This is a genomic window from Corynebacterium tuscaniense, from assembly GCF_008693065.1.
Classification (GTDB): domain Bacteria; phylum Actinomycetota; class Actinomycetes; order Mycobacteriales; family Mycobacteriaceae; genus Corynebacterium; species Corynebacterium tuscaniense.
Genome location: NZ_VXKH01000016.1, coordinates 23,178 through 35,476, shown reverse-complemented (window position 1 = coordinate 35,476; position 12,299 = coordinate 23,178). Strand labels below are relative to the sequence as shown.

The window sequence follows — 12,299 nt, the reverse complement described above, 5'->3', positions numbered from 1 at the left end:
CGGGGCAGCTGGCGGGTGTGGTCACGGGCGACAGCGCGTCGGCTTGGGCGACCCACGCCGTTCCGCTTGCACGGAACGACTGAGGCACGCGCACCCGCAGATTGTGCTGGGCCATGAGTAAGCGCGTGTAGTCCACGTCGGTGCCCAAGTAGTCCATCCCGGATTCTGTCATGGCGTGTGCTTCGGTACCGATGGAACACGTGACGTCATGGACGAAGGACGCCCCGGCGCGCGCGATGCGTTCGGCGCGAATCTGTGCAACGGCATGCGGGGTGGCTTGCTGCGCGGAATCACTATCGGCCAGCCAATGGGAGCTCGTCTCCTCCCCGATCTTGGGGGCGAGGGTCCGACGGGCTTGGATGAGCTCCATGACAGCTCGGGTGTGATCGCCGAAAAGGCCGTGCAGTTTCTTGTGGTCCGCGATGGCGCTCTTCTTGGTCAGCTCGACGTCCCCGGCGGCAGCCGCGATCTGGTCGCAGTGTTCGATGAGGAAGCGGACATCTTCTCGGCTAAAGCTCAAACTGCTTGCCTATCCGGTTCACGGGATTGGATTCGAAGAGTTCCCGGTAGCGAGGAATGTCCACGGGGTCCCCCACGACTGCGTCGATGGGCAGGCCTTTCACGTACTCCATGATCTCGGCGACACTGTTGAACTCCGCAATGTCGTGCAGTTGCGCCCAGGTAGACGGTGCAAAACGGACAAGGCCTTGACGCCATCCATCCAACAGGAGGCTCGGTGGGAACCAATTCGCGTCACTGGCCTCTCCTGTGGCCACATCGGGCTCTTGGCCTTCCGGCAGCTCGGCGATGAAAGTGAAGGTGTCAAACCACACGCCTTTCTCCGACTGGCCCACCCAACGGCCCGAGGGCTTCAGCAAGGAGGCATCCACGTCCAGCCCGGTTTCCTCGAGTAACTCCGTAAACGAAAGCTCGTGGCTTTCCAGCCGCCTGCGGGCGCGGTGGAAGGGGCGGGCGTCGCGAAGGAGGGTCCCAGAGTCGTCGACAAGCAAAAGCGTGCCTGTTTCCTCGAAGAGTTCGCGCACGGCAGCGAACATGAGCGCGTGGGCCTGGCGTGGCTTGACGTCGAGCTGTTTAGCCAGGTCACTCACGGAACGGCCGGACCACAATTGCTTCGCCGAGTCCTTGTTCGGCGGGAAATCACGAATATCCACGCCACCCCCCGGAAAAACCGTCATACCCGGGTAATTAGCCATGGTGAGCACGCGTTCCTGCATCCACACCTCAAGACCGTTGGCTCCATCTCGCACAAGGATCACCGTGGCCGAAAGACGGCCATAGTTGATGCCTTTCATGTCTTCTTCATCGCGACGTGCCACGGCTCACCTCCTTCTAGCCCGCGGATCAGCCGTTTCTAATCGGCCCAATTATCGCACCTATCGGCGGTGTGCCCCTCCCCGTGTCTCCCTCCGCGCGAAGAAACGATTATCTTCCTTGGTGATCTTGATTGGCTGGTGATAAGCCTTGGTCAGATTCTCACTGGTCAACACATCGTCGATGAGCCCTTGCGCGACAACAGAACCCTCATCGAGCAGCAAAGCATGCGTAAACCCGTAAGGGATCTCCTCCACGTGATGCGTGATCATCACGATTGCGGGCGCATCCGGATCAAGCGCAAGTTCGCTGAGATACCCCACGAGATCCTCGCGGCCGCCAAGGTCCAAACCTGCACCCGGCTCATCCATGATGAGCAACTCCGGATTCACCATGATGGCGCGCGCGATAAGCACGCGCTTCTTTTCACCATCCGACAGGGTGCCCCAGCGGCGCCCCAACAAATGGAGGCCGCCAACCTGCTCAAGTGATTCGTAGACTTGCTCCACGTCCACGTCCTCATAGTGTTCACGCCAGCGGCCAACAACCCCATAGCCGCCGGAGATCACCACATCCTCCACGATTTCATCGTCCGGCACGCGGTCCCCCAAAGAGGTGGTGGTTAAACCGATCACTGCGCGCAAATCACGCATATCGGTTTTGCCCAGCTGCTCCCCTAACACGACAGCGGTTCCCTCCGACGGGAACTCTTGCGCCGAAGCGATCCGTATCAATGTGGATTTACCTGCACCGTTCGGGCCGATGACCACCCAGCGTTCATCCAGTTCCACCTGCCAATCAACGGGGCCCACCAGCGTGTGCCCACCACGGCGGAACTCCACCCCATGAAAACCAATGAGGAGGTCAGGGTTAGTCGGGGAAGGATCGAAGTCGTGTGTTGGTGCATTAGTCACGCACACCATTGTGGCGCATTTTTTCCACTTTCGGTGCCCCGACTCGGCGCGCCATCCTCCGCTAGGCTGGATGTGGACTATGCCCTGGCATGAAACAGCCGGTGGCGCGACGGCAACACCCGACCGGACGAGGTGACAGTAATGGCGATTGGCCGACTTGGAATCGATGACGTAAGGCCCCGCACCACCGACGGTGCCCTACCAACAAAAGCCGTGGTTGGGGAGGTTGTACCGATCTCCGCACTCATTTGGCGCGAGGGACATGATGCGATCTCCGCCACGGTCGTGGTCACATCCCCCGATGGTCGCACGATCACGCTTCCGATGACCGCGGAGGAGTACCGGCCGGACTACTGTCACGCCGTATTCACCCCGGATGCTCTAGGCCTATGGCACTTCCGTGTTGAGGCCTGGTCTGATCCCATTGCCACGTGGCGTAACGCTGTGACCAAAAAGTCTGCCGCCGGCCAAACCGCCGCCGAGATGAACAATGACTTGATTCACGGTGCGGAACTTCTGAACCGCGCTGCTAAAGGCTCAGCGGATAGTGCCCTGTTGCGTTCCGCGGCCGAGGCACTGGTGGCGGACGCTCCCCTGCGTGACCGTCTTGCCCCGGCGCTGTCCGGTGACGTTGCCACCGCTCTTGCTGCCCAGCCACTGCGCGAGTTGGTGACGGAGGGGCCGGAGTGCGCAGTGAACGTCGAAAGGCGAAAAGCGCTGTTTAGCTCCTGGTATGAGCTCTTCCCCCGCTCGACGGGCGGCTGGGATGCAAACGGTCACCCAGTTCACGGCACCTTTGCTACCACCGTTGAGGCCCTCCCACGCGTGGCAGCTATGGGCTTTGACACCGTCTATTTCCCGCCCATCCACCCGATTGGCACGCTCAACCGTAAAGGCCCGAACAACACGCTCGTAGCCGAAGAAAGCGACGTCGGCTCCCCGTGGGCCATTGGTTCCGCTGAGGGTGGACACGACGCGATTCACCCCGAATTAGGGACAGAGAAGGACCTCCGCGCACTCATCGACCGGGCCCAAGAGCTCGGCTTAGAAGTCGCTCTCGATCTCGCCCTACAGGCTGCCCCGGACCACCCCTGGGCGACAACGCACCCCGAATTCTTCACCGAACTTCCAGACGGCACCATCGCCTACGCCGAAAACCCACCGAAGAAATACCAAGACATCTACCCCATCAACTTTGATAACGCGCCGGGGAAGATCTACAACGAGATCTACCGCGTGGTCATGCACTGGATTGAGCTGGGCATCACCACTTTCCGCGTGGATAACCCGCACACCAAACCCGCGAATTTCTGGCACTGGCTCATCACCAAAGTTCACTCGACGCACCCGGAGATCATCTTCCTCGCCGAGGCCTTCACTCGTCCGGCACGCCTGCTGGGTCTAGCTAAGGCGGGATTCTCACAGTCCTACACCTATTTCCCCTGGAAAACCACGAAAGCGGAGATCACCGGCTTCGCCCTGGACTGCGTGCGTGAGGCGGACATCTGCCGGCCGTCATTCTGGGTGAATACCCCAGATATCCTCCACGCGTTCATCCAGACCGGCAACCGCGCAGCCTTTGCACTCCGCGCCACCCTCGCCGCCACACTCAGCCCACTGTGGGGCATGTACTCCGGCTTCGAACTCTACGAGCACGAGCCCGTTGCACCCGGCACTGAGGAATACCTCGACTCTGAGAAATATCAACTCCGCCCGCGCGACTATCAAGGCGCACTGGAAAGAGGCGATTCCCTCGAGCCATACATCACTCTGCTCAACCGTATTCGCCACGAGCACCCTGCCTTCCAACAGATGCGCAACCTCACCTTCCACACCGTGGACAATGACCAGATCATCGCCTACTCCAAATTCGACTCCGTGACCGGCGACAGCGTGCTCACCGTGGTCAACCTCGACCCCACCTATACGCAAGAAGCCACCATCACCCTCAACATGGACGCTCTAGGCCTCGGCCCTGCTGACTCTTTCACCGTCCACGACATGGTCAGCGGCGCCGAATACGAATGGAGCATGCGCAATTACATCCGGTTGAGCCCCGTGGAAAATGTCGCGCACATCTTCCGCCTCCCGCTTATCGACGAACCATTGCGCACCCGCCTCGCCTTCCGCCACCTCGCCGACGAGGACTACCGCCCGTAGGATAAGCCACCACACGCGCCCGAAAGGAAACCCCCGACATGACTGACCACGATCCCGCTCTGCTCATCCCCGACGCCGACCGCGAGCGCCTGCTGCAATGCCAGCACCACGCCCCGCACGATTTTTACGGATGGCACGCAACACCGACGGGTTCCGTGATCCGCACCCGTATTCTCGGCGCAACGCACGTGGAAGTGCTCATTCACAACCAGGGCCTGCCCATGACCCCCATCGGGGACGATATCTGGGTCATCGGACTTGAGGATGAACTCACGCCCGATTACCGCTTCCAGGTCACCTACCCCGAAGGCGATCCAGTGGTCATCGCCGACCCCTACCACTTCTTGCCCACACTTAGCTCTTTCGACCTGCACCTCATCGGCGAAGGCCGCCACGAACGCCTCTGGGAAGTCCTCGGCGCTAACAGCCACACCTACTCCACCTCCATGGGGCAGGTCTCCGGCACCTCTTTCGCTGTGTGGGCACCCAACGCCAAGGGCGTTGCCGTTGTTGGTGAATTCTGCAATTGGAACCCCAACCAGTACCCCATGCGCACGCTCGGTGGGACCGGCGTGTGGGAAATCTTCATCCCTGGAATCGGCCCGGGGACGGAGTACAAGTTTAAGGTGCAGGGGGCGGATGGACGGGCCGTCGATAAGGCAGATCCGATGGCGAAGCAAACAAAGAACCCGCCAGAAACCGTCTCTGTGGTCGCCGGTGGCGAAGAATACTCCTGGTCCGACCATGAGTGGATGGTCGCGCGCCCAGGCATCGACGCCACGAATTCGCCCATGAGCATCTACGAAGTCCACATCGGCTCATGGCGCGTCGGCTATGGCTACCGTGAACTCGCAGAAGAACTCGTGCCGTACCTTGTAGAACACGGCTACACCCACGTCGAATTCCTCCCCGTGGCCGAGCACCCCTACGGTGGCTCCTGGGGCTACCAAGTCACCGGCTACTACGCACCCACCGCGCGCTGGGGCACCCCAGAGGACTTCAAATACCTCGTGGACACGCTGCACCAAGCAGGCATCGGCGTCATCGTCGACTGGGTGCCCGCCCACTTCCCCAAAGACGACTGGGCACTCGCGCGTTTCGACGGCACCGCCCTCTACGAACACCCCGACTGGCGCCGCGGCGAACAAAAAGACTGGGGCACCTACGTCTTCGACTTCGGACGCAACGAGGTACGCAACTTCCTCGTAGCCAACGCCTTGTACTGGCTCGAGGAATACCACCTCGACGGTCTGCGCGTCGACGCCGTGGCCTCCATGCTCTACCTCGACTACTCGCGCCAACCCGGAGAATGGTTGCCCAACCAGTTTGGTGGGCGCGAAAACCTTGACGCCGTCCAATTCCTCCAAGAATTCAACGCGACCGTGCACCGCGAACACCCCGGTATCGTAACCATCGCCGAAGAATCCACCGCATGGCCCGGCGTCACCGCACTGACCTCTGCCGACGGCCTCGGATTCTCCCTCAAGTGGAATATGGGCTGGATGAATGACACCCTCCAGTACTTCTCCGAAGACCCCATCAACCGCTCCTACCACCACAACGAGATCACTTTCTCCCTGGTTTATGCCTTCTCAGAGAAGTACGTCCTGCCATTTAGCCACGACGAAGTCGTCCACGGCAAGGGCTCGCTGTGGACCCGCATGCCTGGCGACACCTGGAACAAAGCCGCCGGCGTACGCACCCTCTTCGCCTACATGTTCTCCCACCCCGGCAAGCAACTCATGTTCATGGGCTGCGAATTCGGCCAAACCACCGAATGGGCCGAAGCCGGCTCCATCAACTGGGACAACCTCGAGGGTTGGGACAGCGAATACCACCACGGCATCCGCACCCTCGTGCGGGACCTCAACCACTTCTACCGCGACACGCCTGCGCTCTACAGCCAGGACAACACCCCGATGGGCTTCCAGTGGATCAAGGGCGATGACTCGCAGAACAACATCCTCGCCTACATCCGTTGGGGCACGGATGGTACCCCGCTGCTCACAGTGATCAATCTCTCCGGCACTTCGCAGGTGGACTACCGCCTCGGTGTGCCGCGTGCTGGTGAGTGGGAGCTTGTGCTCAACACCGACGACGAGCGCTACCAGGGCGCCGCCAACCCATTAGCTGGTGTCGTGAGCACGGAGGACACCTCCTGGGACAGCTTCGAGCAGTCCGCGGTGTTCCACATCCCGGCGATGAGCGTGCAGTACTACCGCCTGCGTTAATTCCGCGGGGGCTGTCTCACCCCCGAAGCAACTCACCCGGGCGATACCCCTGGCTGTTTGGCATGGCTCTGGGTGGGTGATTGGTGCCACTGTTGGCCCTGCACCTGCATAGCTTTGTCCGGTGAACGTTCTCGCGCAGTGCTATGTTCCCGAAAAGTGTCCACTCTTGTGGACACTTTTCTGTTTACGGTCGTCTTTTGGGGCGCTAGCTTCCAAAGCATGAACACTTTTAGCAGCACCCCACCCCAGACGCGGGGACCAGACCCGTTCCACGCAATGTTGGAGGTGATGACTGGCTCCGCGCTCGATGTCTTAGCGCACTCGCACTCAGCTACGCCTCAAATTACTCAGCGCGGCCGTGCGCACACGCTCGACGTACCGAGCACTCATGGCGCTAGCGAAAAAGCTCATTCCGGCGAAGAAGAAACCACCGCAGATTGGGGTGTCTTTCAGCACCAGCCAAGAAGGAAACCGCACAGTGGCTATCACCGGTTCTGAGCGTGACATCACCGACTTGGAGTACGAGCTCAACCGCAATCTGGACGCTTCCAAACCAGCCGGGCCACAGCTCGTCCAAAGTTTCTTAAACCTCATGCGTGGTGGCGGCGGGGTCGCACCCGCTGTCCCGCGACCCCAGCTACTCATCCCGCTGCCCGAGTACGTTCGCATTATCACGGCCACGATGACGATGTCATCCTCGGCCTCACCGACGGCACCACGATGACGGGTGCGGAGTACGTGAACCAATTCGTCGCTACGCACGAGAACCGGCTTGAAGCGGCACTGTTCCGCCCCACGCATGGTGCGGTAAACCTCTACCGGGAGGCGCGCTTTGCCAACGACAAGCAGCGTGACTTAGTCCGGGCTACCATGCCGGTGCGCGCCGGCCCCGGTTGCCGGCGCGGTGCGGATAGCTGCAAGATTCACCACATCACAGCGTGGAAGAACGGTGGGGAAACGAACCTGAACAACCTCGCTCCCCTGTGCCGCTATCACAATCGTGTCAACGACGACGATGCGCATCGGGCCAGGCGCGGGCGTATCGAGATGCTCGTAGGAACCCCCACCTGGGTCTCACCCCGCGGACGATTACTACCACCGGGGGTGGATAGCCCACACCGAAGATTCGGGGCCATGAACTCCCTTTACGGAACGGGGGTGGAGGTCTAGCGCGAGGCCCAGCAGTGACGGTGCCAATGACGGCGATCATCAGCCCGTCCACCCGTGTCGCGGGGCCAGGCGACGATGTGTGCAACACCAGGCGGAATGTTCTGGTTGCAGCGCGGACAGATATAGAACTTCGTGGCAGAAGCTGACCCCATCTGACGCACGAGGTAGATCTCCCCATTAGCCCAACTAGGCCCCTCTTCTTCACGGGTGCCCCAGTATGCGCTGCCATCGCGTGGCAACGGGCGCGGCACCCTAGCGGTGGCCCGGCGATTTCGGCGTGGCATGACGCTAGAACAGACGGAGTTCGTTCGATTCGATGCCGCGCAGCTCGTCATAGTCAAGCGTGACGCACTCAATGCCACGGTCTTCCGCCAACGTGCGGGCCTGTGGCTTGATTTCCTGTGCTGCAAAAACGCCGCGCACAGGGCGTAGCAGCGCGTCGCGGTTGAGCATCTCCACGTAACGCGTCAATTGCTCAACACCATCGATGCCTCCACGTCGCTTCACCTCCACGGCAACAGCAGCTCCGTTTTGATCGCGCGCCATGATGTCCACCGGGCCCAAGGGGGTCGGGTATTCGCGGCGGACGAGAGTGAAACCGCTACCAAGCGTTTCAATGTGGTCGGCGAGAAGCTCCTGCAGGTGTGCCTCCACGCCGTCTTTGATCAAGCCGGGATCTTCGCCAAGATCGTACGTGACGTCCGCGTGGACCTCCTCAATAGTCACGCGCAGCTGCTCCCCCTTGGGGTTTTCCACGACCCATAGGGACGCGCCAGTGTCCTCCCCGTCTACATCCACGATCGCCTCCTCTGTGATCGTGCATGGCGGTGTCATCCAATTCAACGGCTTATAGGCGCGATCATCCGCGTGAACAGACAAAGATCCATCGGCTTTAACCAAGATAAGACGATCCGCGAGCGGCAAATGGGCATCAAGCCGACCAACATAATCCACTGAGCACCGGGCGATAACAAGACGCATGGCCTCCACCCTAGCCGGGCTACTGGTGTGTGCGGAACGCGCGGTGGCGTAAGTCGTTCATATCAGTACGCACTTGACGACGATCCGGGGCCGACTCCAACCACGACACCAGAGCCATCGCCGTATGCCGGTCGCAAGCAAACTCATACTCGCGGCCATCCGCAGAAAAAACAATGACCACCTCGACCCCGGGCATAAACTCCCGTTCGATCTCGGTGGCCTGGCGTCTACCGGTGACGTGAATAGCGTTGCGGCTAAGCACTACGTCTGCACCAAAGGATAGGGAACGTAGCATGTAAAAGGTCATCCTAGAACCGCTGTACCGCACAATCCCATGACGCCACCCGTGCACATTCTCTGCCGGCAGTGCACGCATGAGCGCTTGGGTGCCGGTCTTACGCACTGCAACGAACCGCCACACGCCCGCCGCGAAAAATACTACCGCGACAAGTCCAAGGGCGATCCAGAGCAGCTTCATAGGGGAACAGTCTACCCAGCCAATGATCAGAGTTTGAACCGCCAAAAGTTGGGGATTTTTACGTCGATAAGCAAAAAAGAACCCCCGTCCTCCCAGGAAGGGACGACGGGGTTAAGAAAATGCCGGAGAACTTAAGCGCTGCCCTTACGACGCAGGGCCGCCTGCTCGGCTTCGTGGCGAGCCTTCGCAGTCGGATCATCCTCATCGAAAGCTTCGTTAGCGTCCACCTCGTCGGCGAAGATAGCGAAGTCAGCGAGAATAGTGACCTTGTTGCCCGTCACAGAGACGAACCCGCCCTGAACAGCAGCAACAATTTTATCGCCGCTGGTCGGGGTGATGGTCACGACACCGTTATCCTTGAGCTGGCCCAAGAACGGCTCGTGGCCAGGCAGCACGCCGATCTCACCTTCGGTGGTCTGAGCGGTGACAATAGATGCTCCGCCCTTCCACAGCATGCGGTCAACCGATACCAGTTGCGCGGTGATTTCAGCCATGAGCTACTCCTACTTCTCTTGCAGCTTCTTGTACGCAGCCTCGACGTCATCCAGACCGCCGAGGTTGTTGAAGGCCTGCTCCGGGTAGTGGTCAAACTCACCGGTAGCGAGCTTGTCGAAGGCGTCAATGGTCTCCTCGAGCGGAACGTAAGAACCTTCGTCACCGGTGAACTTCTTAGCCACGAAGAAGTTCTGGCCGAGGAAGCGCTGGATCTTACGAGCACGCATAACGGTGATCTTGTCGTCTTCAGAGAGCTCGTCCATACCAAGGATGGCAATGATGTCCTGCAGCTCCTTGTTCTTCTGCAGAATGTTAATCACCTTCTGAGCAACCTCGTAGTGGCGCTCGCCGACAATACCCGGCTCCAGAATGCGGGAGGTCGAGGTCAGCGGGTCCACAGCCGGGTAAATACCCTTTGAGGCGATGGAACGAGAAAGCTCGGTGGTTGCATCCAGGTGAGCGAACGTGGTCGCCGGAGCCGGGTCGGTGTAGTCATCTGCCGGCACGTAAACAGCCTGCAGGGACGTAATCGAACGGCCCTTGGTCGAGGTAATGCGCTCCTGGAGAACACCCATCTCATCAGCCAGGGTCGGCTGGTAACCCACAGCGGACGGCATACGTCCGAGCAGCGTGGACACCTCAGAACCTGCCTGAGTGAAACGGAAGATGTTATCGATGAACAGCAGCACGTCCTGGTTCTGGACATCGCGGAAGTACTCCGCCATGGTCAGACCGGACAGGGCGACGCGCATACGCACCCCTGGAGGCTCATCCATCTGACCGAAGACAAGAGCGGTATCCGGAAGGACGCCCATGTCATCCATCTCGAGGAAGAGGTCCGTACCCTCACGCGTACGCTCACCAACGCCGGCGAAGACCGACGTACCGGAGAACTCACGTGCAATACGGGTAATCATCTCCTGAATAAGAACGGTCTTACCCACACCTGCACCGCCGAAGAGGCCGATTTTGCCGCCCTTCACGTACGGGGTGAGCAGGTCAATGACCTTAATACCGGTCTCGAGGATCTCGGTCTTACCCTCGAGATCCTTGAAGGCCGGCGGCTCGCGGTGGATGCCCCAACGCTCGCCGTCCTTGCCCACTGAAGGATCATCAAGGCAGTCGCCGAGTGCGTTGAACACGTGGCCCTTGACCTGGTCGCCGACCGGCACCGAAATCGGGTTACCGGTGTCAACAACCTTGGCACCGCGGACGAGGCCGTCGGTCGGGGCCATGGCGATGGTGCGCACGAGGCCGTCGCTCAGGAACTGAGCAACCTCGAGCGTCACGGTCTTTGCAACTGCCTCGAGCTCGACCTCGACGTGCAGCGCATTGTAAAGTTCCGGCAGTTCGCCGCGGGGGAATTCCACGTCGACGACTGCGCCGATGACGCGAACGACACGGCCGTTGTCCGAACCCTGTGGCTTCTGACCTTCGCCAGCGCCAGTTTTCGCGACGGTACCGGAGGCTGCGACGTTGTCCTCAGCCCCGGTCGGCTCGTCGTTACGCTCATCAAAAGATTGAGCTGTAGTCATGATTTAGTCACTTTCTCCGCTACCGGACAACGCGCCAGCGCCGCCGATAATCTCGGTGATTTCCTGGGTGATTTTTGCCTGACGCAACTGGTTGGCTTCACGGGACAGTTCGCCAGCCAGCTCGGTGGCGTTGTCCGTTGCGTTCTTCATGGCCGTACGGCGCGACGCAGATTCCGCTGCGGACGCTTCCAAGAAGATCGAATAGAGCGACCTGGAAACGTACGCGGGAAGCAGCTGCTCCATCAGGGTCTCTGCATCCGGTTCAAAGTCCATGTCCGGCTGCACATTGCCCGAAGTGGTGAGCAAATCTTCCTGCTCGAACTCGACGTCCTCAAAAACAGGCTCGATGGGAAGCAGCTGGTGGACAGTGGCTTCCTGCGAAAGCATGGACACGAACTTCGTGTACACAACATGCACCTGGTCAAAACCGATAACCGGTTGGCCTTCCGGTGCACGCAGGCCTTCACGCCACGGTGCTTCGCCTTCGGAGCTTGCCTGGAAGCCGCGGATCATGTGGTGCCGCACATCGTGGGTTGCCTCCCACGATGGGTCCTGGGACCACCCGGTCCACGCACCCGCAATCTCCTGATCACGGAAGTCGTAGTGGGTGACGCCCTTGCCACCGGTGACGTAGCGGACTACGTCATAGCCGGATTCAATGAGCATCTTCTCCAGCTCGGCAGCCTTCTTAAGAACATTGTGGTTATAGCCACCGGCCATGCCGCGGTCAGACGTGACCACGAGCATCGCGGCGACCTTGCCGTTCTCACGTTCATGAAGCATCGGGTGGTCCAGGGATGTTGCAGCGGCAAGCCGCTCCATGACGTCCTGCATCTCGTTGGCGTACGGCTGTGCCGCAGCAACGCGCTGCTGGGCCTTGGTGATGCGCGAAGTCGCAATCAGCTCCTGGGCCTTGGTGATCTTCTTCGTTGAGTTGACTGACCGGATTCGGTCACGCAATTCGCGAAGTGTTGCCATGGTGTGTGCTCCTCCCTTCTCTTAA

The 12,299-nt window shown here is 60.2% G+C and carries 12 protein-coding genes and 1 pseudogene; 4 read left to right on the top strand and 9 right to left on the bottom strand.

The annotated features are described in order from the left end of the window. The 3 genes and pseudogenes from F4V54_RS04960 to F4V54_RS04950 all read right to left on the bottom strand — a co-directional run. Positions 1–520, bottom strand: a pseudogene (locus F4V54_RS04960) (SAM-dependent methyltransferase); the annotation flags it as partial. After that, positions 510–1,337, bottom strand: coding sequence for an NUDIX hydrolase (locus F4V54_RS04955; protein ID WP_150386435.1), 828 nt, complete (start codon positions 1,335–1,337; stop codon positions 510–512). The pseudogene F4V54_RS04960 and the gene F4V54_RS04955, both read right to left, overlap by 11 nt. A 57-nt stretch (positions 1,338–1,394) precedes the next feature. Further along, positions 1,395–2,255 (bottom strand): ABC transporter ATP-binding protein, encoded by an 861-nt coding sequence (locus F4V54_RS04950; protein ID WP_150386434.1) that lies wholly within the window; start codon positions 2,253–2,255, stop codon positions 1,395–1,397. 132 nt (positions 2,256–2,387) lie between these two features. Here F4V54_RS04950 and F4V54_RS04945 point away from each other — a divergent pair, with 132 nt between their 5' ends. The 4 genes from F4V54_RS04945 to F4V54_RS04930 all read left to right on the top strand — a co-directional run bounded on the left by F4V54_RS04945 (position 2,388) and on the right by F4V54_RS04930 (position 7,807). Then, complete coding sequence (locus F4V54_RS04945; RefSeq protein ID WP_150386433.1) at positions 2,388–4,406, top strand: maltotransferase domain-containing protein; 2,019 nt, start codon at positions 2,388–2,390, stop codon at positions 4,404–4,406. A 38-nt stretch (positions 4,407–4,444) separates the two neighbouring features. Beyond that, positions 4,445–6,637 carry a 1,4-alpha-glucan branching protein GlgB gene (glgB, locus tag F4V54_RS04940; protein ID WP_150386432.1) on the top strand — a complete coding sequence of 731 codons (2,193 nt, stop codon included), beginning with the start codon at positions 4,445–4,447 and terminating at the stop codon, positions 6,635–6,637. A 388-nt stretch (positions 6,638–7,025) separates the two neighbouring features. Beyond that, positions 7,026–7,361, top strand: coding sequence for a hypothetical protein (locus tag F4V54_RS04935; RefSeq protein ID WP_150386431.1), 336 nt, complete (start codon positions 7,026–7,028; stop codon positions 7,359–7,361). Further along, a complete protein-coding gene (locus tag F4V54_RS04930) occupies positions 7,358–7,807 on the top strand; it encodes an HNH endonuclease signature motif containing protein (RefSeq protein ID WP_150386430.1) in 450 nt (149 codons plus the stop codon). The genes F4V54_RS04935 and F4V54_RS04930 overlap by 4 nt, the downstream gene beginning before the upstream one ends. Here the strand turns inward: F4V54_RS04930 and F4V54_RS11745 are convergent. From F4V54_RS11745 to F4V54_RS04900, 6 genes are all read right to left on the bottom strand, one after another. After that, the gene (locus F4V54_RS11745; RefSeq protein ID WP_150386429.1) at positions 7,804–8,091 is read right to left on the bottom strand and encodes a hypothetical protein; all 288 of its coding nucleotides are present in this window, start codon (positions 8,089–8,091) and stop codon (positions 7,804–7,806) included. The genes F4V54_RS04930 and F4V54_RS11745 overlap by 4 nt on opposite strands. 4 nt (positions 8,092–8,095) lie before the next feature. Next, a complete protein-coding gene (gene nucS / locus F4V54_RS04920) occupies positions 8,096–8,788 on the bottom strand; it encodes an endonuclease NucS (RefSeq protein ID WP_034664098.1) in 693 nt (230 codons plus the stop codon). A 19-nt stretch (positions 8,789–8,807) separates the two neighbouring features. Then, positions 8,808–9,266 (bottom strand): DUF2550 domain-containing protein, encoded by a 459-nt coding sequence (locus F4V54_RS04915; protein WP_034664096.1) that lies wholly within the window; start codon positions 9,264–9,266, stop codon positions 8,808–8,810. 131 nt (positions 9,267–9,397) lie between these two features. Then, complete coding sequence (locus F4V54_RS04910; protein WP_034664094.1) at positions 9,398–9,760, bottom strand: F0F1 ATP synthase subunit epsilon; 363 nt, start codon at positions 9,758–9,760, stop codon at positions 9,398–9,400. A 9-nt stretch (positions 9,761–9,769) separates the two neighbouring features. After that, on the bottom strand, positions 9,770–11,296 hold the full coding sequence (gene atpD, locus F4V54_RS04905; RefSeq protein ID WP_150386428.1) for a F0F1 ATP synthase subunit beta: 1,527 nt from the start codon (positions 11,294–11,296) through the stop codon (positions 9,770–9,772). A gap of 3 nt (positions 11,297–11,299) precedes the next feature. After that, positions 11,300–12,274 (bottom strand): F0F1 ATP synthase subunit gamma, encoded by a 975-nt coding sequence (locus F4V54_RS04900; RefSeq protein ID WP_150386427.1) that lies wholly within the window; start codon positions 12,272–12,274, stop codon positions 11,300–11,302. Positions 12,275–12,299: the final 25 nt, after the last annotated feature.

Excerpts from the sequence above, each read along its gene's own strand:
- F4V54_RS04945 (WP_150386433.1), top strand. The coding sequence starts at position 2,388 with ATGGCGATTGGCCGACTTGGAATCGATGACGTAAGGCCCCGCACCACC.
- glgB (WP_150386432.1), top strand. The coding sequence starts at position 4,445 with ATGACTGACCACGATCCCGCTCTGCTCATCCCCGACGCCGACCGCGAG.
- F4V54_RS11745 (WP_150386429.1), bottom strand. The coding sequence starts at position 8,091 with ATGCCACGCCGAAATCGCCGGGCCACCGCTAGGGTGCCGCGCCCGTTG.
- atpD (WP_150386428.1), bottom strand. The coding sequence starts at position 11,296 with ATGACTACAGCTCAATCTTTTGATGAGCGTAACGACGAGCCGACCGGG.
- F4V54_RS04930 (WP_150386430.1), top strand. The coding sequence starts at position 7,358 with ATGACGGGTGCGGAGTACGTGAACCAATTCGTCGCTACGCACGAGAAC.
- F4V54_RS04915 (WP_034664096.1), bottom strand. The coding sequence starts at position 9,266 with ATGAAGCTGCTCTGGATCGCCCTTGGACTTGTCGCGGTAGTATTTTTC.
- nucS (WP_034664098.1), bottom strand. The coding sequence starts at position 8,788 with ATGCGTCTTGTTATCGCCCGGTGCTCAGTGGATTATGTTGGTCGGCTT.
- F4V54_RS04935 (WP_150386431.1), top strand. The coding sequence starts at position 7,026 with ATGGCGCTAGCGAAAAAGCTCATTCCGGCGAAGAAGAAACCACCGCAG.
- F4V54_RS04950 (WP_150386434.1), bottom strand. The coding sequence starts at position 2,255 with ATGGTGTGCGTGACTAATGCACCAACACACGACTTCGATCCTTCCCCG.
- F4V54_RS04910 (WP_034664094.1), bottom strand. The coding sequence starts at position 9,760 with ATGGCTGAAATCACCGCGCAACTGGTATCGGTTGACCGCATGCTGTGG.
- F4V54_RS04900 (WP_150386427.1), bottom strand. The coding sequence starts at position 12,274 with ATGGCAACACTTCGCGAATTGCGTGACCGAATCCGGTCAGTCAACTCA.